A 22,454-nucleotide genomic window follows, 5' to 3' on the forward strand; every position below is an offset into this window, starting at 1 on the left:
CACCTTCCTAAGGAAGCCTAACACATGGAGGATTATCTCAGGGCCAAGATTCAGAAGGCCGGCTCTGTTTGGGTGTGATTCAAAAGTCTTATTGTTCAATACTTTTTAAAATAAAATCAACAATTGGCTTTGGGTCTTTTAAAGAATGTGGGTGATGTCCAACACCTTCCTTTCTAATAATCTCAATTCTTCCTCCAGCTTTTTTAAATTTTTCAGCTAATAATTTTGTGTTTTCATCAAAAGGCACGACCGTGTCCGCATCGCCATAAACGTGTAAAACTGGAATACCAGCTTTCGCTATACTTACACAATTATTTATTGGAATATCTTTAAATGTCTTGACTGAAATAGTGTCAAGACTATATGCTTCTAAGCAAAGTTTCCATTCCTCTGGACTTCCACTTCCACTATACATACCTCCCGGCCAACTTTTTATATCGCAAACAGGTGCGTCAGCATAAATACAAAAAACTTTGTCTGTATTTTTTGATGCCCAATTATAAATAATTAATCCACCACGACTCATTCCTTCCAATACTACTTTATGATTAAGTCCGTATTCTGAAATGCAGTGATTATAAAATTCATTCCATAACACTACTGCTTCATTGTTTCCAAACAAATTGGAAACATCCACATAAACAAGATGAAATCCATTTTCCAGTAACGCTTTGTCTACCTGCGGCTCATGGCCCCAAAACCTTGCTCTCCATATCCAGTAATTATTTTGATTCTGTTTATTTGGAAAAACAATCTTTGCATCACGGCCTTTAAATGTAAATTCTTTTATCTCATACTCTGCAAATACTTTATCATCCCGACATGATGTTATCGCAATTAAAACTGTTAATAAAACTAAAACAACACTTTTTTTCCGATTCATTCTGTGTCTTTTTTAATGAGTGGTAACGGGATTCAGCCTGTAGACAGAGGGCGCTTTGGGAGCACTTTTTTTCCCGGCTGTCAAAAACTTCCTTAAATGTACTAAAATTTAATTTTACCTGGAGAACTCAAACTTATGTTTTGTTGCTACCTTTTTCACTTTTTTGAAATAAATTCAGACCATGAAATTATTAGTTTTTCCCAATTTTGCTTAATTCCAATAAACCTCTATTTAGTGTCTGCTAGGAAATATAAAGTTACGGTTTGGAGGTTTTTAGAGTTTTTTTTTCACAATTAAAGGGTCGACAAGTGCAAGTAACTATGCGAAAGACCACCAAAAGGCGTGCACCACGCAGCGAATATACCAGCCCAAACCAGCTTTCTCTTAAAGGATTTGAGACACCATTCTACAACCATCTGGACCCATCCAACCGATGGGTGGTACTCAGTAAGCAGATTTCCTGGGATGACCTGGTCACCATGTACAACAAGTGAAACAAGACTAAAGCTAATGGAAGACCCTTTGTGAACCCCAGAGTCGTGATTGACGCAGTGATCATCATACAAATGCTTAATCCGGATTATCGGGAAACAGGTGCCCAGATTACTGAAAACATGTATCCTGCAGAGCGGAACAAGTTATTCAATATTTTCTCGGATACAGTTCCTATAACTATCTACCTACTTTCGATGCTTCGCTTTTCGTTTATCAGTCTTCCCGATAACCTTGACAGGCTATAGCGAGTCCTAATGCACAAGCCGGGTTAAAAAACTGTTTAAAAAAATTTTGGGTTTAGGCTATTCTTGTATCAGAAAGACACTCTCATAAGGTCCAAGAATTATTTTTTCAGAATGGGGTTCTCCTTTCACATCTTTGTATTGGGCTCCCAACTTAAATTGATTTGGTTGGGAATTTGGATTGGAAAGTAAAAGAAAGTTATCCAGATTGGTGGTTTCCTGAACCGGTGTTATGACATCAAAACTGATTTTATCAATCTTGATTTCATTTGTTGATTGGGAAAAGTTCAATATTAAAGAAGCATCACTATCTTCTCGGGGCTCGGGTATTAATATTTTATGTTCTTTCTTAGATTTATTTAGAATAAATGTTTTTCCATGACTTAATTTTTGGTAAGAAGCACCGCGTTGTCGCAAATAAATTTCCCCAATCGCCTGTTCATTGGAAGTGGCTATCAATGTGAGCAGGTAGTATTTGTTATTTTTTACTGGTCCCAGGTCTAATTTTAAACTTGATACCTCATTATCCCTTGAAACGGAAATATAACCATTATTTTCCCAGGTTAAACTGCAGTTCTTGAGGCAATATATTCCGGAAGCATCGCTTGAAAAATCCAGATTTTTAATGGTGTGGGTTTCAGCAATAGCAGGAAGCGGGCTGGGGGCTGCCTGGATAGTCTGGGTAGTGTTGTCTTCCCACGTCGTTTTCTTTACCCAGTTATCATGATTAAAGTACAATTCATTTTTCGTGGCGATATTCTGAACTTGAAATGTAGCACCATCCCCAAGAAGATCTATATAGTGGTTTTGATCCGAAAACCCAATAACAGAAAAATCCGGATCAGCGGATCTGATTCCCATTACAATTTGGTGGGCTGTCTTTTTTATGAGGGTGTTGTCTTTGATCACGACTTTTTCCAGGGGTTGTCCCAAATGATCATCTGACAGAAAAATCAAATAGGATGCATCAAACACAAGGTTATCCTTTACTTCAATATTATTGGTATTGTGCAGGTAAATGCCTTTGTTGGCGATGCCAGAAATGGTATTTTCAGCTACCAGGATGTTTGCAGCATCATCATCCAGGTATATTCCCTCTGCAGGAGCTGGAAAATCGGAACCTTGAAGGGATGTTCCCTCTCTTGCTCCAACGCCATTTTGAATTATATTACCGATGATTTTCCTATTGAGATACTGCTTGCGGGTACCGCCAGTGTAGGAATAAATCCCACCGCCGTCACCTTTTACAAGGCAAAAACCATTGATATAATTGTTATTTACCAAAGTATTGCTTCCTCTAAAACCAATGCCTACATAACCTGAATTCTTGATGGTATTGTTGGAGATGGTATCTGCGTCTGAAACGCTAAAAATGGCGTATCCATTATTGTCTCCGCTTTGCCCCATCCCCGAAAATACATGGGTGTTTTCGATATGGTTGTTGCTTATGGTTGCCTGATAATTTCCGGATCTCAGGTAAACACCCGAGTTTTGAGCATTAAGAATCGTTGAATTTTCAAAGCGAAAACGGTCCATATTTTCAACCATTACAGCATTTTCACCTGAATTTTCTATTTTGACTGAAATGAAATGCATCGAATCGCCACCTCTTATCAATATGGCGTCTTTGTTTGCCCCTTCAAAATGTATCCCATGAAAAACAATATGTCTGGTATTGGTAAGTGTGGTGAGAAGATTGTCTTTTGTACTGACTTTAATGGATATTTTATCAGGGTTTTGGTCCTCCAAACATATATAAAGTCTGTTTGCATTGACATCATGGTACCATTCACCAAGTTGGTCAAGGGTATTCAGGTGGTTTTGAATAAAAAAACCATATCCTTCTTTTGGTTCGTAGCTGGATGAAGGTAAAAACGTAAGGGTATTGGATTGATGGGAAATAATTTGTTCCCGGTCCATAATCCAATGGTTTTTTCTGATAACCAACTCAGCCCCTTCCCACTGCTCCCCTTCCTGTAAGGATGGATGCGCTATTTGGTTTTTCCCCTTGATTTCATCGGGAACCAAATACCCTTTGTTTTTTTCGGTTTGGTTTGGGAATCTCCCCAGCGCCATAGGCTTCCCGTTTAGTGTTAATAAATTGACTTGAGGAGTAGCCTGAGGTATATTGGTGAAGAAGATTCCAGGAGCAAATTTTTTCCAGTTTTTAAGCAAGGTAAACCCTGAAATGATAGGGGGATTGCCAATTCCATATTGGCTAAAAACAATGGGCTTTTCTGAAGTTCCCGATTTTTTCAGGTTTAAGCTTCCATAAAATATGTCCCCAGACTTAAAAAGAACAGAATCTCCAGGATTCAGTTGAGGAATAAATTCATTCAATTTATTTAAAGTCTGCCATGGGCTGCCGGAATGCTGGGCCTCCTCTGCGGTTCTCTCATCATTTCCGGAAGTAGATGAGAAATAATAGTTTGCAGCATAGACCTTGCTATTATGCCAAATAAAAAAAAACAGAAGTAAAAATTTTGCTTTATGCATGATGAAAACTTTCGATTCAGCTCCTTGTACCAAAGCTGAGTTATTAATTGTGATTTTGGATAAGAACGATATAGCTCCCGAGAGGTTAGCTTTTTCAAGTAAAACTGTCTTTTACTCTCATTATTTCCACTAACTTTCAGAAGGTTGAAATTCCCGTCCAAATGTTTCAATATTAAACCTTTGATCATTTTCATTTCTGACATACAATGTTCTCGTGGGGAAGGCAATGGAGACACCCATGGCGGTAAACTGTTCAAATATCTCAAAGTTTATCTGTTCCTGGATATCCATAAATGTATTGTAATCAGCAACTTCTATGTAATAAACAATTTCAAAATCAAGACTGGAATCGCCAAAAGATTTAAAATGAGCCCTGTCAAAAGTTACAGGGGATTGCTTTTGTACGATTTCTTTTAGCAATCCAGGGATTTGTTTTAATTTCTCCGAAGGTGTTTCGTAGGTCACCCCAACATTAAAAAGTATCCTTCTTCGCTGCATTTTTTTGTAATTGTGAATCCTGGATCCAGTAAGATCACTGTTTGCCACTACCAATTCCTCTCCTGACAGGGTTTTGATTCTTGTTGTTTTGATGCCTATCTTCTCCACAATTCCGTTTTTATCATCCACAACCACAAAGTCGCCGATTTCAATCGGCCGGTCAAAAAAGATAACAAAGTAATTGAACAAATCCCCTAATATATTCTGGGCAGCAAGGGCTACTGCGATGCCACCAATTCCCAAGCCGGTAATGATGGCGGTAACATCGTATCCCATATTATCAAACAAAAAAAGAATACCCATGCTCCAAATCAGGATGTTTACGATGATGATGATTCCGCCGATCTGTTTCACCTTTTCCTCACCGTTTTCCTGTCTACGTACGTAACTGCGAAGAGCCATGATGATAAAGCTGGCAATTATACGAATAAAAAAATAGGTCAAAACAAACTTATGGCCCGTGGAAATCGCATAGTCCATTTTTTCATTCAGGGTTAAAATCTGAATGCCCCAGAAGACTATTGAAATATAGATGGCAGGTAGAACAAACTTTTCAATAATTTCAAATAAATAATCATCGAAGCTATTATCGGTTTTTTCCGTCAGGCGCTTGATTTTCTTGAATAAGGTTTTTTTAAAGGCCTTGATAATTAAAATGCCTAAAAGGATAAAGCCAAGGGCCTGGAGATAACTTTGCACGCTGTTGTTCCAATACTCCTGATTTAAGTAATCTTGTATCATTGCAAGTTGAAATTTGATTGGGAATTAAAAGGGGTATAAGACCATAATATTGAATAATATAGCATTTATTTTCCCCAATAATTTCTAAATTACAATTATTCCGATTTTATTCAAATCTTATTTAGTGGGAAAGGATAGGGCCAGGATTTCCCTTTCATGTCCGTTTTGATTTTTCCATGGCATACCAACCGCTAATTTAAAGGAATTCGGGACTTGATTTACTGTTAATTAATCCGGAATCAAAATATTGTCTTTCAATGTGGCCGGAAGAAAGCTCATATCTGTTTTTCCTGCGATTCCTTTTATTTTTCCCGAATCGGTAAACTGCCACATGGCGATTTCGGGCAATAGGATAGTTGTTGAGTCGGTTTTTACGGTAAATGATTTTGGGGGTTTGTTCGAAAATTTAGCCATCCAATAAATATAATCATCAAAATGCCCCTTTAGATGACTTTCGTAGAAGGCTTCATATGTGTAGATGATGGGTTTTACCTGGAAGTGATCTTCAATTGCTCCCAAATAAATTTTCAAATTTTTGATCATCAGGTTATTTGAAATTTCCGGGCTGGTACAGCCCGTGCAATCCAATTCTATGTCCAATATGGGTATGATATCATTTTCTTTCAGGTTTACCTGTTTGATATAATGCTTTGCCTGGTCCAGTGGGGGGTCTTTATATTGATAAAAATGATAAGCTCCCCGAAGTATTCCGGCTTTGCCTGCCGCTTTCCAGTTTCCCTGGAAATAGGGATCAGTGGCTTTGCTTCCCTGTGTTGCTTTGATCAGTGTAAAATCAATTTTGTGTGGGAGAGAGTCTGATTCTACTTGTGACCAGTTGATGGCGTTTTGCCAATGAGAAACATCGATACCGTAATAGCCATGGGTTTGGTGTCCCGGGCTCCAGGCTTCATCCTGCAGATTAAACATCCGAAGTATACTGTCATAGTGGTGCCCTCTGTGTGTAATTTCTCCGGATTCACCAGGAGTGGAATGGCCTGCAAAAAACAATGGTTGTGTAGCCCGTTGAAACTGACTGGAATCAGGATTTCCCTGTTCTGTTAAGGTGTTCTGATTGAGGTAGATGTGGTGCTCATGCACAGTTTGGCCGAAGTTTACAATTCCGGTTATGTGGAGTAGGATGACCAAAATCATGGTACTCATCGTAAAAAAACCAAGTAGCATGATAAATATAATTCTTCTGTACATTTCCCTTTTTCTCATAGGTCAGGCTGATCGATTTCGTCATTCCTATGGTTTAGATAATGGATTTAATCAGGTGGTCATTGATCCTAAGGAAGGACTCTGCGGGTTCTCCTGCCTCAAAGGTTATCTTTATTTTTGCCAGGGAAGATTTTTTTCCGAAAAAACCACCCCCAGACACACCTCCCAGGTCAATTCCAATGGATTGACCCTCCTCCCGGGGCTGGTTTTTTTTGAATAGATTCCTGCCTGCTTTCCGGTCTTCCACCAAATCTCCCAGGGCTACCTTAAACTCAACTTCCATATTTTTTATTTTTATGGCTGTTGGGGGAATAAGGCTCATTAATGGAACCTGAATTGTTGTAGTGCTGCCTTTTTCAGCATCGGGATGCATATTTGGTACTTCAACTGCCCAGGTTTTGGCGATCCCACCATTTCTATGGATATGGGCCGCCATTTCTTCATTTTTTTTGTTTTCATCTTCAGGCCATTCAAAGTACCTGTCCAACTGCTCCAGGTGTTGCTGTTCGGTAAGCAACTGAGCTTCCAGGACAGACTGGTGAATGGCTTGAAGCAGGTTATCCAGTTTTATCGTTTTCGCCATGAGGTTATTTGTTTTTCTCCAACCAAACAGGTTTTCTTAAAAATCCCACATGGTAGGTGGTTCGCTGGAGGGTAATCTGGTGGTCCCCCACCTGAAAAACGCCAACAGAAATGTCTTTTCCGATGATCTTTCCTTTAGGGTATTCGTTAAGGCATTTATTCAATAAAGCCATTTGATTTTCCTGTTGTTCTTCATTAAGTGGGTTGTTTGGGTTGATGTTACCTATGCTGACTCTTTTTACATAGGTAACATCCCCCAAATCAGCTGCCTTGTTTTGCTGTTGGATCATTTTAAAATCAGCTGAGCGATGGGTGGGACCCATCTGGACTTACCGGCTTGGTATCCACCAGTTTGCCGGTTTTTGGATCTCGTTTGCTGGCAGCTTCCAGGGGTGCTACATTTACATCCATAGGAGTTGCAGCTGTTGCCATCATGTCCAGTACCCTGGCCAGGCCCTCCGGAGTACCGTGATTGGAAGCGGTTACTTCCACATGGTATTTGGCAGAATTGTCAGAGCTTCTGGTATTTTCTTTATGGGTAGCCACCGAGCCATGAATTTTCACTGTGGCACTTACGGGACCCCATCCAATTTTTGCAGATACATCTGCTGATGCATTCATATCCGTAGAGCTGGATTCGGAGGTTGAACTCTTGACCTCCATGTCAAAGGTGATGTCTACCGTGTCTACCTGAAGATTGGGGATGGGTACTACTGCCAACATGGGTACCCGGATTTTTACCTCCTCTATGGTTCGCTGTGGTGTTGGATTTGGGTTTTTATCACTGACTTCCGGCACATAAATACCAGGCCGTTCAAATTCAAAGTCCAGCATCCGGGCGGCACCGGTAGTGAACTCACCTGGCTTTTTGTCTACCGGAACCTGGGTAAATCCCACTGTATTGATGAAATCCGCCGTTGCTTGTGCCAGTTTAACATTCGCGGAAACTGCTGCATTCAAGGGACCTCCGATCAGGTCCTGCATGGGCAATCCCTTGAATTGATCAGACATATTTACTAAACCTTCTGCCATTTTATTAAGATTTTTTTGGTTAAAAATAAGTATACTGTTTTGCAGGAGGTAATATGCTATTCTTTCTAAATATTGTATTAAAATCAGGGGTGGACAAAAAGTAGACAATACCGGTGATAGATTAAATTCCCTCGCTAGCGGGCTATTTGGTTAACCGATTGGAGAACTGCCCATTTTTTTGGCTTTCTGAAAGGTTGGTGATTTTCTTTTTAAACCTATACCTGGCCTTCTTGGTGCCATCGTAGGAAATGCCTAATACCGAAGCCATTTCCTGGGTGCTGAATCCCAGCTTGAAAAGTGCGCCCAACATGAGTTCGTTTTCTGTTAGTTCGGGAAGATCTTTTTTCAAACGGTCCCAATATCCCGGAAAGGCTTTTTCAAACAATAACCTGAAAGTGCGGCAATCTTCCTGTCTTGAAATCTTGAATTGAGCCAGGGCTTCCAGGGCTTCCTGTCGGGCATAGTTAATAGCCGATTTTTCCAGCTCCCTAACTAGTTCTTGGTTTTTACTCAGGGAATTGGCCAGGTTTTCTGAGTAAACCAGCAGTTTTTTTTGTAACTTCTCCTGCTTCTTTTTACTGTCCCTGAGCTGTAGATCGAAAACACGAAGTAATTTTTCTTTTATGCTTAGCTTGTAATAAAAGTAGACTAAAAAGAAGAAGCTTGACAATGCCAGTAGGGCGAGACCTATTTGAATGGACGCAGTTGATTCTTTGGGGAATGCAGTCGAGAATTGCTCTGATTTTGGGTCTTTCTTCTGGCGGTAAAGAATTTCAGCACTGGCAATATTTTTGGCTTTCTCCAGATTGATCAGGCTGTCAGATAATTTTTCTTTTAACTGAAGGCTATTGCGATAAGCCTGTAGGTTTTTTTGTTTATAGTATTCTTCAGAAAGGTCTTCAAGCAAATCTCTGTACAGGGAAAGGGCTTTTCCTTTTTGGGCATAGGAGATGGCTTCCTGGTAAACCTTTACGGCATCCATGGACTGGTTTTCGGCGGAGATAATTTTCCCTTTTAACCAATAGGCATAACCCAGACTTCTGTGGTTGCCAGTTTCAAGCTTAATCGGAATAGCTTTGGAAAGAAGTCTTTTGGCCTCGGCAAGATCATGCTGCTCAAAGGCCAGGAAGGCCATATTGTTCAGGATCATGGCGATTTCTGGTTTTCGATGCTGCTTTTCTGCCAGGGAAAGTGCCAGACTGTTATGCTCCTTGGCGGAATCATACAAACTTTCCTGCCCAGAGTTGTCCGCCAGCTTTTTATAAACCAATCCCAAATTTAGGTGCGCGTAAAGGGTTTGCACGGGTAATTGTTGGGTCTTTGCATGGCTAAGCGCACTGATCAGGTAATACCTTGCCTGATCATGATCCTCCATTTCTGTATATACCAGTGCCAGGCTCGTTTCGCAATCAATGAATAAGGCGTAGTCCAATGGTTCATCCTTATTTTGGATTACCTGGATGGCCTGAAGGAGACTTGACACTGCTTTTTCCAATACCCCCATTTCTTTATATAACTGCCCTTTCCCTTTCAGAATATTTGCCAACCGTATTGGGTCTCCATTCGCAATAGCAATGTCATGTGCCAGATCAATATGTGTTTTTGCCCTGTCAAAATCTTCCATTCTGCGATAAAGCTGATAGAGGGCATTGTGGTTTTTCTCATTCAAGCTATTCAGCTTGTAGCTTTTGCTAATGGATAGGGCTTCAAGAAGTTTTTTCTCGGCCTTTTTATATTCTCTTTGATCGTAATAACTGTATCCAAGCACCTGGGCAGCCTCAGAATGGATAGCCGGAGAGCCTGAAAACCTGGCTGTTGCATATGCCTGCAGTGCATAGGCAAAGGATTGTTCTGGTTGGGTATATGCCAATTGATTGGAGAGATCCAAAAGCAAGCGAAGGCTGTCTAAATTATCTGCCTCCTGGTGAAAGTCAATCGCCTGAATATTCCCCAACTGAATAAATGTAGCCAGTATAAAAAAAGTAACCTTGGTCACGATTAAAGCTGTTTGGTTTGCCATATGGCTTGAATATCAGTCAGATATTCTGTTTTAAATTTAGTATAAAAATTTAACCAATCCTAAAACGCCTTTTTAAATTATCAATGGGGGTGCAAAAACAACGCAGATTTAATAATAATGGAAAAATGGACCTTTTGCCGCCAGGTGTTTTAAGTCAAAAAAAGGGAGCCGATTGTTATCGGCTCCCTAAAGTATATGGTGTAGGTTTTTTTCTTAATGAGAAACAGGACTCACCATTTCCGTTTTTTTGGAATTTTTCTGCCAGAAGAAAAATATGATAAAGAGTACGATCAGGATGGCCGGAAATAAGGCCATGTTCTGTAAGGTAGCCTGGCCAGCCATAAGCTCCAGTTCCTCCCCGGAATACATTCCAGACAATTCTTCTCGGGAACTATCAATCCATCCACCAATGATAGGTTGCCAGATAGCGGTGGAAAACATACCGATTCCACCAATTATAGACATGCCCAAAGCACCACTAAGTGGAACTCGCTGTGCTACTGCACCTACCATTACCGGCCAGAAGTAAGCTACTCCCAAGGCAAAAATGATGGCTACAAAATAGGCAATCCCACCCGTAACCATACTGAATAGGAAAATTCCGATAGTGGCGAGGATGGACCCTGCCAATAATACGCCGGTTTGTCCCAGCTTTTCAACAACCGGCCCTGCAAAGAACCTGGCGATGGCCATTACACCTGTGGTCAGTGCAAGAATAATCATTGCATTGGCACCACTGTTAGCCAGTACGATATTAACCCACTGCTGCGGTCCGAACTCGGAAATGGCAGTAAGGGACATACAAACGAAAAGAAAAAGGAATACCGGACTGAATAATGCCTTAAAATTATTGCCCAATGAGGTAGCTCCCTCCACTTTTGCTTTTGGAAATGCTTTTCCATAAAATAATACGGCATAAATCACTGTTGGTACCATGGTGATCCACATCTGGGCTTCCCATCCCAGATTCATGGTGGTCATCACATTGGAAATGATGGCACCTAACATGATACCACCCGGGAACCACATGTGAAACCTGTTGAGCATTTTGTTCATTTTCACCCCTGAATACATATCCGCTATCATGGGGTTACAGGCTGCTTCCGTACACCCGTTACCGAACCCGATAAATAGTGTGGAAATCAGTAAGGTGGTATAACCACCAGCGTAAATGGTCAATAAAATACCCAAGGTATGGGCAACGAATGCAACCCGCATGATGTTTCTGGCACCAAAAGAATGGTAAACAATCCCTCCTATAATCATGGAAATCGGAAATCCCAAAAACCACATGGAGTTGATAAAGCCTAGTTGAGATGCCGAAAGGCCAAAATCTTCGCCAAGCTGTGGCAGGATGCCGGCCCTGATGCTAAACGTAAAGGCGGTGGTAATCAAAGCAAAACAACTCCCGTTAAAGAGTGCGCTTTTGTTGATGTTTTCGTTCATTGAGATTGGGTTTAGAAGTTTTAAATATTGTTTGAGGTTGATTAATCAAAACTTTTGGACAATATATAAAAAAATGATTTTATCTTCTGACTTTTATAAAAAATTATGAGGAATGACAAAATACGGGTTTGAGAGGGCAGGGAAGGAAGGGTTACTTTTATAATGAGAGGTATAAAAATCCACGCTTCCGAAATAGTAATAAAACAAAAACGGGAAGCATTCTTTGCGAATATTTCCCGTTCCATAATGTAAGGACCGTAGTCTTTATATCATGCCAAGCTACAGTTATTGTGACTTTTCCCCAGTTGCCCAGGTTCATGGCCTTAGGATCTAAAACACTACTAAAAACCCTTTCGGATTTCAAGCTTGAATTTTGGAACGTCTGCGGTTTCCCGTTTCAGGCTTCAACACTAAAGTTTTATCCCATTTTGTTCTCAATCCCGTGATTCGACCTTAGCCCGAAATTTTACTTTCGGTCTTTTATCTCTTACTTGATACTGTTAAATGTAGCAAGTTGTTATTACAATAGCAATTTTATAAGTTATTATTTATAAACAATTTTTCCACAAATAAATTTGAAATAAACACAAGTTATGCACATTATTTGTCTTCATAAGCCGGGACAGCTGGTATATTGTTTGGTTGACTCTCCAGTAAACGCAACACCTCTTCAATGGCCTTTTCCAGTTGAGGATCTGTTCCTTGTGCTAACCGGGTCGGGTCTTCCGGGACTTTAATATCAGGGTCGACCCCATAACCTTCCCTGAACCATTCCCCGTCAGGATCATACATCCGGAAAGTGGGTACCGTCACATTACCGCCGTCAATCAGGTTTGGTGCTCCGCTGATGCCTATCAATCCACCCCATGTTCGGGTACCTATCAAAGGCCCCAAACCGGCTTTTTTGAAATAATCAGGAAAAGCATCCCCTCCAGAGCCGCTCCACCCATTGATCAACATTACTTTGGGACCAAAATTGGCCACCGGAGGCCATTGCCAGGTTTGTCCATCACGCACCGCCCAGAAAGCAAGGGCAGGGCGGTTAAGCAATTCTATAAACCGATCGGGAATCTGGCCGCCATTGTTAAAGCGTTCGTCGATGATCAAGCCTTCTTTGTCAAACTGTGCGTAAAACATCCTGGCCAGTTCTTCCTGTCCATCCTGACCCGTGCTTGGCACATAAATGTAGCCGATCCTCCCCCCGGTCGCCTCAGCTACTTTTTTTCTGTTGGATTCTATCCAGGCCAGATTTCGAAGCCGGGTTTCATCGGCCAGGGTCTTGACCAATACCTTCCTCGCACCTTTAATTTCCGGGTTTGGGTTGATCGTCAGTTCAACTGTTTCTTTAGCTAATCCTTCAAATAAAGCCCATGGATCCCTATCTGCATCCAAAGGTATGCCATTGACTGCCAGGATAAAATCACCTTCTTTTATGTTGATGCCAGGCTGGGCCAGGGGAGAACGGACCTCGGTATCCCAGGCAGCTGCGCGAATGATTTTTTTATATAAAATGCACCTTCCTTGAATCCCCAATCTATACCCAGGTAACCTGTTTGCTTACTGAGTGCCTTTTCTGTATCCCCACCTCCCCTATAGGTATGTGAAGCCGAAATTTCAGCGATCAATTCCCCCAAAATGTAATTGACATCCCAACGGGTAATGGCATGGTCCAGCAGTTTCTCGTAACGATCTTTCATGGCTTCCCAATCTACCCCATGCATGTTGGGGTCATAGAAGAAATCTCTTTCAAAACGCCAGGTATCCATAAAGAGCTGCTTCCATTCCTTTTTTGGGTCTAGCGTCATTTCCATTTTTGAAAGGGGTAATTTATCTTCTATTTTTTGGTCTTTGTTCATTGGGATTACTGCCAATGATCCATTGCTATTGACAAGTAACTTTTCACCATTTGCCGACAATTGGTACCCGCCCACTTCTGTCAGGATGGTATGTTCTTCCCTTTCTTCCACATCATAGTAAACCAGGTCGGCCTTGGCCTCCGGGGTCCCGGCCACCGGATATTTCAAATAGGTCACTTTACCTTTTGCAGCCCCCATAGTCCTGTAGTTCCCGGCCCTAGGAGGTAAAATCACCAACCGCTCCTCCATTCCTTCCCAATCTATGGTAGTGGTTTCTGTCTCTGTCTTTTTCTTTTCTGAGGTTTCTTCTTCCTCTTTGGATTTTTCTTCCTTCACCGGAGTCTGGTCATTTTTAGGGGAAAGCGGAGAAGGCGTTTCTCTTGACAGGGGAATTGCTGCCAATTGACTGCTGTTAACATATACCCAACTTCCTTCAAAATCACTGTATACAGGGTCAAAATTTCTTTGTGTTATAAAAAAGATAAACTTTCCCTCGGGATCAAAGACGGGATTTTGGTCGTCATAAAAACCCGATGTGGCCTGCTGAAGGGATTTTTCCTGGTAGTCGTAAATGGCAATGGCTGTTTTCCGGTTACTCAAGTCCTTTTCATAGGTAAGGTACCGACTATCAGGAGACCAGGAAACCGAAAAATTCCTCAATCCTCCTTCATACAGGAATTTCATTTGATCGACCCGGGTGGTGACTTTTGTGTTTTGATCGTAAATGTACAGTGTCATGGTCTTATCTATAAAGGCCATTTTTTCACTATCCGGTGACCAAAAAATCCGATAACGGTATCCTGGCCCATAATCGCTCAAAATTGTTTCCTCCCCGGGGCTCTCCATATCTCTAAGGGTTAATTCATACTCCCCTGTGCGATCGCTCCAATAGGCAATGTACCTGCCGTCAGGAGACCAGGAGGGATAGCGCTCCGCAACACCAGGACTCTGACTGAGATTGATCACCGCCCCATCTTTGGCGGGTACTGAAAATAATTCTCCCCTTGCTTCCACCACTGCACGATTGCCATCGTAAGCCAGCCAGGCATTGGCCAGCTGTTCTTCAACTTTGATCTTTCGGGGCATCAAAGTGGCCAAATCAGCACTGACCTGTATGGCCACTTCTTCATATTTTTCTGAACTTAGATCCAAAAGGTAAATTTTGCCAGCTGCTTCAAAAACGATACTCCCGGACCCCAGGCTTGGAAAATGCACATCAAAATCCATAAAGTGTGTGATTTGATGCAAGGACTTTCCTTTTATGTCATATCGCCAGATATTACTGCGTTGGTTTTGACCCCTGTCAGAAAGAAAATAGATGTTTTCGTTTTCAGCCCACATGGGAAATTCATCGTTATATGGGCTGTTGCTGATATTTTCAGCAGCAAAATTCTCAAGATCAAAAATAAAAATATCGGTAGCCATGCCCCCGGTATACCGCTTCCAGGTTCGGAATGCACGACTTTTAGGGGTATAGACCATTTTCTTTCCATCTGGAGAAAGCATCCCAAACTCGCCATAGGGTACTGGAAGCTTATCAGGTAGTCCTCCGCGAGAAGATGCCCTGTAAAATTGGGAAAAACGCTGTTTTTCACTTTCCCTTCCTGAAGCAAAAATCAGGTGATTTCCGTCCGGGTACCAATCCACTACCCTGTCACTCATTCCATGGTGGGTGATTCGTTCAGGTACACCTCCCTTTGAAGGCATTACATATACGTCCACGTTTCCGTCATAATTCGCACTGAAGGCAATCTCAGATCCATCAGGAGAAAATCGCGGAAACGATTCTTCTCCATTTGCGCTGGTTAACCGTTGGGCCAGGCCCCCATTTTTTGGTACCATCCAAATGTCTCCTCCATAGGCAAAAGTGATTGCCGTCTCGGATACATCCGGATATTGTGCAATTCGGGCTTCTATTTGCGCAGTTGCCCTCAACCCGAACCAGGACAATAGGAGTGTATACAATACGGAGATTTTTATTTTCATATGTTTATAATTGTCATTAAGCGACCATATGTCCGCCCGGATGACGCCAGTCGGACGGGGAATCTCGCATGCTTGATAATCAGCTCAGTGTGTGACGTTTTCGTCATGCTCGATTTCATCTGCTTATAATTATTTCTTAATGGTCACATTGCCTTTCTTTACTCTCGGGAGAATCTTGCATTTTGGATAATCATCCCTCCTCGGATCGCTTGCCCATGTGTTTTTTTATGGTATTAATGATTTAAGGATTGAATACCAAAGCGGCCTGGTATTCTGTATTGAACTTCAAAAGCAATTTTTTTCTACAACCCAAACTGATACATTATTTTAAGCTAAACCCAGGATCTTGAAGAACTAAATACAATAAAGATAATGATTATTCATGGAAAATCGCAGATTAAAACCATTCAATGACAGCATTTATCCAGTTAAATGCCATATTTTTACCAGGCACATTATCAGTACTTTATCAACCGAGTTTATTCTTAAGGGTGCTGTAAGCGGACACTCGTGTCCCACTTTCGGACAAGCTTTCCTGAACCATCCAAATGATTTTCACTTTGTTCAGACCTGCAGGATAATTAAAAACTTACTTGTAACTGGCGTTCGACCTAATTTTAAATAAAACACGTCATCGGTAGACCTAACATTTTTTTAAATGCAGAAATCGGTATGACAGTATTTTAACGAAATTCAGTCGAAATCAGGTAAATAAAAAAAATTCCGTATATTTGAAATGATATCAAAACAATATTAAATCAATATGGAAAAAACGATCAAACCCCAATCCGGATACCTGTTAATTCTGGTAGCTTTTGGCATCCTTGCCCTCACCATTTTTGCCTTTGCGGTAAAAGCCTTTATTTTAGCCCTTCCTGTAGCACTTGCGTTTTTCCTTGTTCTACCAGGGTTTTTCATAGTAGAGCCCAATAAAGCCATGGTGCTTCTCCTTTTTGGTTCCTACAAAGGTACTGTTAAGGCTGATGGATTTTTTTGGGTAAACCCCTTTATGAGCAAAAAGAAAATTTCCCTTCGGGTAAGGAATTTTGAAAACAAACCATTAAAGGTGAATGACAAAATCGGTAACCCGGTAATGGTGGGTACCATTGTGGTCTGGCAGGTGGAGGATACCTTCAAGGCGTCCTTTGATGTGGACGACTATGAAAATTTTGTACACCTGCAGGCAGATGCTGCGGTTAGGAAAATGGCAGGAACTTATCCTTATGACAATTTTGAGGACGAACATGCAGAAGTAACCTTGCGCTCCGGAGTGGAAGATGTAAATAAATCCCTTGAGGATGAAATCAGTGACCGCTTGCAACATGCCGGGATAAAAGTGATCGAAGCCAGGATTTCCCATTTGGCGTACTCCTCGGAGATTGCTTCCGCCATGTTGCAAAGGCAGCAGGCAACAGCCATTGTGGCGGCCAGAAGAATGATTGTAGATGGGGCAGTTGGCATGGTGGAGATGGCTCTTGAAGATTTGAAAATCAAAGGAATCATCGATTTTGAAGACGAGAAGAAAGCCGCTATGGTAAGCAACCTGATGGTCGTGCTTTGCTCGGATAAAAATGCCAGCCCGGTGGTGAATGTAGGAACTCTCAATTCATAAAACATGGTGTTTAAGGAAGAGCAATACCTGAGGAACATCTGGTTGCTTCCCTTTATTCTGGTTCTTTCGCTATTTTTTGGCATCATTTTGCTGGTGAAAGACCTCTCTGGAGATGCCGGCCTCCAGGGCACACTAGCCCTGACCCTGCTGATGGCGGTAATGGGCTCTGTTTTATGGTTGTTACTGACCATGAAGTTGGAAATCAGGATGGATGATTGGGGGCTAAGTTTCAAAAGCCCGCCATTTATCAATTCCTGGAAGAAGTACTCCTGGGAGAGCATTCAGCATATTGAGCCTGTTTCTACCCGTGCAATTTGGGGAACAGGAGGTATTGGGATCAGGTACAGCCTGAGAGGGGAGTGGCGTTACATCTTCAGTGTAAGGCATGCCATAAGGGTTCACCTGAAAAAAGGTAGTTTTGTATTGAGCACCCGAAAACCAGAAGAACTGATGGCAGCATGGGAAAATTGGAAAATAGTTAAATAATAAAATGGCGCAAAAGAAACCCTTCGCCCTAAGGATAGATGAGAAATTAATGAAGGCTGTGGAAAAGTGGGCAGCGGATGAATTCAGAAGCACCAACGGACAGCTGGAGTGGCTGATTCACGATGCTTTAAAAAAAGCAGGCCGGCTTCCCAAAAAAAACCAGCAAAACCATTCCGAGAATGATTGAGGGTCGATTTATTGGTCTTGCTTCAAGCAAATTGGTTTAATTTGTCTTACAATCCCCGAATTTTTGTGGGATTGTTTTTTGTTTTGAAAAATAGACTAAAATTAACCTTCAAAGGAGATTTAAATCGATTAATATTATACTTATGACTGAAGAAACAGAACAAAAAATCAATGGCCTTTTGGAGAAAATGCTGGACAAGGATCAGGAAGAGCCTTTGAAATATGGGGAGCACCTGGCGAGGATGGGAAATCCAGAGGTGCGTCAAAAGTTGATACAAGTAATGAATGAAGGAGATATGGATGAGGCTTTTTTGGCAGCAAAAACTTTGTCCATGATACCGGAGGAGAGGGACAAATCATTAGATGCTTTATTGGTTGTCATTCATAAGCCCACTAACCATGCCCATAATGGCGGGTTGGTTTCTTTATTGGAAGAATTTGATTTAAGCCAAAAGTTTGTGGATCTGTTTCGCATATACCTTTTTGGCAATTTCAAAGCGGCTGCATTGGCCAAAGTTCACCTCGATTATACCGAATTCGATATCAGTCCCCGAACTTTGAAAAAGGCGGAAAAGCATTGGAGGCATTTTTTGAACAATGCTTCTCATGACGAGGCCTTTGAGTTGAAAAAGGAGGAAGCTGAAACGATATTAAAGGAGTTAGAAGATTTGTTATCGGATTAAACTGGAATTGTTATGATTTTCTAAAATCTCATAAACATTTCATTTTTTACTGATAATCAGCTTCTTGTTAAAAGATTCAGGCGAAACCTGATAGGCTTTTTTTATTTGGATTACGAATTGACAGGTATTTTCTGCCGATTTTAGGTACATTTAATTACCAACAATTTTGAAAAGTGATGCTTAAAAATTCAATAACCAAAAATTGCCTCCTGATTCTTTTTACCTCTCTTTTTTCTGTTTGTGAAGTATCCGCTCAGAAAGATTGGCAATCCATCCAGACTGTTGAAGATCTGTATCTGGCTTACCCGGAAACGGTTAAGGGTATCTTTGAGCACCTGGAATTGAGTCATTCCGATTTGGCTGCTGTGAAGGAAGCCAAGGAGCGGGGAAACTGGGTACTGGCAGCGGAAAACTTACTTGAGTACTACAGGGAAGGGGACAATGCCCGTTCGCTCCGAAAAACACTTCCCCTTTTATCCACTGACAAGACCATAGCCGAAGCAGATACCATTTTGCAAGACGTCTTCACCATTCAGAATGTGAAAGGCAAAGTGCCTTTGCTTCCGGATGGACATCGGGATTGGTACTATAAGGGGCCAAACAATGACAGGGAGTGGGCTTGGCTTTCAAACCGGCACAGTCAATTGATGCAGGTGATGAATGCCTATTTTGAAACCGGAAATCCAAAATATGCCAGCTATATGGATTTATTTTTAAAGGATTTTATCATCAAGAGCATGCCATATCCCGGTGAAAAAGGGTCTGAATCCATCTGGCGGGGTTTGGAGGTAGCTGCCAGGGCCAAAGCCTGGTCCAGGGTTTTTTATGGCATGATGGAAAGTGAATATCTTTCTCCCGCCACCCGCTTGTTAATCCTCAGCAGTCTGCCTGATCATGCCCATTACAGCCGGAATTTTCATGGGGGCAATAACTGGCTGACCATGGAAATCTCTGCATTGGCGACCATTGCCGCTTATTTTCCTGAGTTCAAAGCTTCAGAAGACTGGTTGGATTATGCCATAGCCGTAATGACAGCAAGTATGCGGGACCAGGTTTATCCTGATGGAGTGCAGACCGAGCTTGCTTCCCACTACCACAATGTGTCCATGCATAATTTTGAGCTTTTTCAATCTTTGTGTGAGGCCGCGGGCCGTGAACTTCCCGGCTATTTTACCCAAACCATAAAGGGTATGTATGGGTACATTGCGAAGGCAGTGAGACCGGACGGTCACCGTATACTTAACAATGACGGGGATAGGGGAAGTGACAGGGAACTTATTTTAGAGGGAGCCGAAAAATTTGATGAACCGGTCTGGGCATTTATTGCCAGTAATGGAGAAGCAGGTATTGCTCCAAATGAGGGGCCTTCCTACTTTTTTCCCTGGGCCGGTCAGTTGATTTCCAGAAGTGGATTTGAGGCATCGGCCCATTGGTCTTTCTTTGATATGGGGCCCTGGGGTAGTGGTCATCAGCACAACGATAAATTGCACCTTTCAGTGACAGCTTTTGGAAAGGACTATTTGGTTGATGCAGGTAGGTTTGCCTATACTGGTGCGGTGGCAGATAAATTCAGGCCCTACGCCAAAAGCAGCAAGGGGCATAATGTACTGCTCATAGATGGAAAAGGACAGTTGCCAGGCCCTACCCATGCCACAGAAGCATTGGATCAGAGATATGTGAAAATAGCAACAGATTTTGACTATGCTTCTCAAAGTTTTGACCAATTTGAGGACTTGGAAGGAAAAGCAACCCATGTGCGCAGCCTTTTTTATGTGCGCGAAGCTTTTTGGGTGGTGGTGGACAGGGTGGTCACGGATAGACCAAGAAAAATAACGGCTTTGTGGCACTGGCATCCGGATATCCGGCTAAGCCAGGACAAGCTTCAGGTTACAGGCAAACACCAGGACGGGAATTTGGCCATCATGCCTGTGGGTGACAATCTGAACCATGTAGTGCAGGTGATTAAGGGTCAGGAAACTCCAGAAATACAGGGATGGTACAGCCCGGAGTATAATTTATATGAACCCAATACCGTTAGCACTTACCAGACGAATATTGAGAAATCTACCAATTTGGTCTGGCTGTTGGTTCCCTCCAGAGAAGAGGGTGTGATTACTGATGCCAGGATTTTGTCTGAGAATAATGAAATGGTGGAATTGGAAATCAAACAGGATGGGGAGAATTGGCACCTGATCATTCCTTTTCTTGATAGCGAATTAGCCGACTTAAAAAAATAGTGGTGAAAAAAGGACCTCCAATACGGATATTGGAGGTCCTAATGTTAGTTCAATACAGTTGTGTTTTCTTTATCGATATTAATTACCTCAACGGTGATGTTTTTTTCTTTGGCGTTGATCTGAAAATCCTTGATGACTTCAATCACATCATAATCGATGATTTTTGAATTGCTTCCATCTATAATGACCTTCTTGTTTTCGCCTACTTCCTTGAGGGTTTTGATCAGCGATCCCTTGTTTAGGAAGCTCACCTCTTCGGCAAGAATAATATGGATGATGGATTCGTCGTCTTCTCTGGAATCTTTGAAGACGTGAGAATTTTTATAATTCCGTTTCAAAATATACACTATTCCGACAATCATGCCCATGCCGATACCTTTTAGCAAATCAAAGAAGACGATACCTAAAATGGTAATCAGAAAAGGCAGGAACTGGTCCCAACCCAATTTATACATGGATTTAAAAAGGGATATTTTAGCAAGCTTATAACCTATAACCAGGAGAATCGCGGCCAAACTGGCAAGTGGAATCAAATTCAATAAATTGGGAATTAACAAGACACTGGTAAGCAGCAATAAGCCGTGGAATACTGCTGACATTTTGGTTTTTGCTCCGGAATTGATGTTTGCGGAACTTCTTACGATTACAGCTGTAATCGGCATTCCGCCAACCAGTCCGTTTACGAAATTTCCTGCTCCCTGAGCCAATAGTTCACGATTGGGCGGAGAAACCCGCTTTTGTGGATCAATTTTATCTGAAGCTTCCAGACATAAAAGTGTTTCCAGACTGGCAATGATAGCAATTGTGATGGCAATAACCCAAACTTCGGGATTAAACACCCCGGAAAAATCAGGAAAGAACAAATGATCTCCAAGGCTTGAAATTCCGGATATTTGAGGAAGGGTTACCTTATCCTGGGCATCAACATACAGACCGGTACCGGGTATGACGAATTTAAATATTTTATTTATCCCAATGCTCAATAAAACTGCCAGTAAGGGACCTGGAATAAATTGAAGGAAACGGTGATTTTTAATAACGGGTTTTTCCCAGAAAATCAGAATAAACAAGGATACAGCCGCTATGATAACGGCACCGAAATTAATGGTTTCACTTAAAGATTGTAAGGCGAGCACGGCTTCCAGATCATTTACCAGGGGAATAAAATCTTCTACCAGTTCGCTTGAGTTAGTTCCAAAAACAAATGGTATTTGTTTGATAATCAGTATGATACCAATACCCGCCAGCATTCCTTTGATGACCGAAGTCGGGAAATAATAGCCTATTACTCCGGCTTTTATAATTCCCAGCACAAACTGAATGACGCCTGCCAGTACCAATGCCGTTAAAAAAAGTTCATACGCCTGCAGGTCCTCAATCGCATTCAATACGATAACAGTAAGACCTGCTGCCGGACCCGATACAGCGGTATGTGAACCCGATAGGAATCCAACAACAATACCACCTATAATTCCGGCAATTACTCCTGAAAACAGCGGTGCTCCGGAGGAAAGGGCAATGCCCAGACAAAGTGGCAATGCCACCAAAAAAACGACCAGTCCGGCAGGTAAATCCGATCCTAAATGTGAAAAATATCCTTTTTTACTCGACATAGCATGATAAATTAATGGTAAAATGGGTTTGTAAGGTAATTATCCTATCAAGAACCAATTAGACCTGAACTTGAATACTGATTAATTTATGGAAAATTACTGATATTATTTTTCATAATGTTTCACATAAGCAAATTTT

19 protein-coding genes are annotated in these 22,454 nt (G+C 41.7%); 7 read left to right on the forward strand and 12 right to left on the reverse strand.

Features of this window, described 5'->3' with window-relative positions; translation table 11 throughout:
• Nucleotides 1-88 precede the first annotated feature (88 nt).
• Nucleotides 89-883 (reverse strand): alpha/beta hydrolase family protein, encoded by a 795-nt coding sequence (locus G9Q97_RS01890; RefSeq protein WP_166142567.1) that lies wholly within the window; start codon nucleotides 881-883, stop codon nucleotides 89-91.
• A 320-nt stretch (nucleotides 884-1,203) separates the two neighbouring features.
• Here G9Q97_RS01890 and G9Q97_RS24700 point away from each other — a divergent pair, with 320 nt between their 5' ends.
• Both G9Q97_RS24700 and G9Q97_RS24705 read left to right on the forward strand, forming a co-directional pair.
• Nucleotides 1,204-1,377: a hypothetical protein gene (locus G9Q97_RS24700; protein ID WP_187357698.1), complete on the forward strand. Its 174-nt coding sequence runs from the start codon at nucleotides 1,204-1,206 to the stop codon at nucleotides 1,375-1,377.
• 45 nt (nucleotides 1,378-1,422) lie between these two features.
• Complete coding sequence (locus G9Q97_RS24705; protein ID WP_187357699.1) at nucleotides 1,423-1,623, forward strand: hypothetical protein; 201 nt, start codon at nucleotides 1,423-1,425, stop codon at nucleotides 1,621-1,623.
• 57 nt (nucleotides 1,624-1,680) lie between these two features.
• Here the strand turns inward: G9Q97_RS24705 and G9Q97_RS01900 are convergent, their stop codons facing one another.
• From G9Q97_RS01900 to G9Q97_RS01940, 10 genes are all read right to left on the reverse strand, one after another.
• Nucleotides 1,681-4,116: a right-handed parallel beta-helix repeat-containing protein gene (locus G9Q97_RS01900; RefSeq protein WP_166142569.1), complete on the reverse strand. Its 2,436-nt coding sequence runs from the start codon at nucleotides 4,114-4,116 to the stop codon at nucleotides 1,681-1,683.
• Between the two features lie 129 nt (nucleotides 4,117-4,245).
• Nucleotides 4,246-5,355, reverse strand: a complete 1,110-nt coding sequence (locus tag G9Q97_RS01905; protein WP_166142571.1) for a mechanosensitive ion channel family protein — start codon at nucleotides 5,353-5,355, stop codon at nucleotides 4,246-4,248.
• A gap of 228 nt (nucleotides 5,356-5,583) precedes the next feature.
• Nucleotides 5,584-6,576: a glycoside hydrolase family 25 protein gene (locus G9Q97_RS01910; RefSeq protein WP_166142573.1), complete on the reverse strand. Its 993-nt coding sequence runs from the start codon at nucleotides 6,574-6,576 to the stop codon at nucleotides 5,584-5,586.
• 34 nt (nucleotides 6,577-6,610) lie between these two features.
• Nucleotides 6,611-7,159 (reverse strand): DUF2589 domain-containing protein, encoded by a 549-nt coding sequence (locus G9Q97_RS01915; protein ID WP_166142575.1) that lies wholly within the window; start codon nucleotides 7,157-7,159, stop codon nucleotides 6,611-6,613.
• Nucleotides 7,160-7,163: 4 nt separating this feature from the next.
• Nucleotides 7,164-7,448 carry a hypothetical protein gene (locus G9Q97_RS01920; RefSeq protein ID WP_166142577.1) on the reverse strand — a complete coding sequence of 95 codons (285 nt, stop codon included), beginning with the start codon at nucleotides 7,446-7,448 and terminating at the stop codon, nucleotides 7,164-7,166.
• A 7-nt stretch (nucleotides 7,449-7,455) separates the two neighbouring features.
• Nucleotides 7,456-8,190, reverse strand: a complete 735-nt coding sequence (locus G9Q97_RS01925) for a DUF2589 domain-containing protein (RefSeq protein ID WP_166142579.1) — start codon at nucleotides 8,188-8,190, stop codon at nucleotides 7,456-7,458.
• A 142-nt stretch (nucleotides 8,191-8,332) separates the two neighbouring features.
• Nucleotides 8,333-10,210 (reverse strand): tetratricopeptide repeat protein, encoded by a 1,878-nt coding sequence (locus G9Q97_RS01930; RefSeq protein ID WP_166142581.1) that lies wholly within the window; start codon nucleotides 10,208-10,210, stop codon nucleotides 8,333-8,335.
• A gap of 213 nt (nucleotides 10,211-10,423) precedes the next feature.
• The gene (locus G9Q97_RS01935) at nucleotides 10,424-11,656 is read right to left on the reverse strand and encodes an MFS transporter (protein ID WP_166142583.1); all 1,233 of its coding nucleotides are present in this window, start codon (nucleotides 11,654-11,656) and stop codon (nucleotides 10,424-10,426) included.
• Between the two features lie 600 nt (nucleotides 11,657-12,256).
• Nucleotides 12,257-13,189, reverse strand: a complete 933-nt coding sequence (locus G9Q97_RS24745) for a S41 family peptidase (protein ID WP_222851892.1) — start codon at nucleotides 13,187-13,189, stop codon at nucleotides 12,257-12,259.
• A complete protein-coding gene (locus G9Q97_RS01940; RefSeq protein WP_222851893.1) occupies nucleotides 13,087-15,498 on the reverse strand; it encodes a S41 family peptidase in 2,412 nt (803 codons plus the stop codon). The genes G9Q97_RS24745 and G9Q97_RS01940 overlap by 103 nt, the downstream gene beginning before the upstream one ends.
• A gap of 763 nt (nucleotides 15,499-16,261) precedes the next feature.
• Between G9Q97_RS01940 and G9Q97_RS01945 the strand changes: the two genes are divergently transcribed.
• The 5 genes from G9Q97_RS01945 to G9Q97_RS01965 all read left to right on the forward strand — a co-directional run bounded on the left by G9Q97_RS01945 (nucleotide 16,262) and on the right by G9Q97_RS01965 (nucleotide 20,702).
• Complete coding sequence (locus G9Q97_RS01945; RefSeq protein WP_166142585.1) at nucleotides 16,262-17,110, forward strand: SPFH domain-containing protein; 849 nt, start codon at nucleotides 16,262-16,264, stop codon at nucleotides 17,108-17,110.
• A 3-nt stretch (nucleotides 17,111-17,113) separates the two neighbouring features.
• On the forward strand, nucleotides 17,114-17,596 hold the full coding sequence (locus G9Q97_RS01950; protein ID WP_166142587.1) for a hypothetical protein: 483 nt from the start codon (nucleotides 17,114-17,116) through the stop codon (nucleotides 17,594-17,596).
• 4 nt (nucleotides 17,597-17,600) lie between these two features.
• Complete coding sequence (locus tag G9Q97_RS01955; RefSeq protein ID WP_166142589.1) at nucleotides 17,601-17,783, forward strand: Arc family DNA binding domain-containing protein; 183 nt, start codon at nucleotides 17,601-17,603, stop codon at nucleotides 17,781-17,783.
• Between the two features lie 142 nt (nucleotides 17,784-17,925).
• Nucleotides 17,926-18,465, forward strand: coding sequence for a HEAT repeat domain-containing protein (locus G9Q97_RS01960; protein WP_166142591.1), 540 nt, complete (start codon nucleotides 17,926-17,928; stop codon nucleotides 18,463-18,465).
• A 176-nt stretch (nucleotides 18,466-18,641) separates the two neighbouring features.
• A complete protein-coding gene (locus tag G9Q97_RS01965) occupies nucleotides 18,642-20,702 on the forward strand; it encodes a heparinase II/III family protein (protein ID WP_166142593.1) in 2,061 nt (686 codons plus the stop codon).
• Nucleotides 20,703-20,746: 44 nt separating this feature from the next.
• On the opposite strand, the gene G9Q97_RS01970 is transcribed toward G9Q97_RS01965, so the two are convergent.
• Nucleotides 20,747-22,315, reverse strand: coding sequence for a SulP family inorganic anion transporter (locus tag G9Q97_RS01970; protein ID WP_166142595.1), 1,569 nt, complete (start codon nucleotides 22,313-22,315; stop codon nucleotides 20,747-20,749).
• Nucleotides 22,316-22,454 lie beyond the last annotated feature (139 nt).

It is taken from the genome of Cyclobacterium plantarum, from assembly GCF_011290685.1.
GTDB lineage: Bacteria > Bacteroidota > Bacteroidia > Cytophagales > Cyclobacteriaceae > Cyclobacterium > Cyclobacterium plantarum.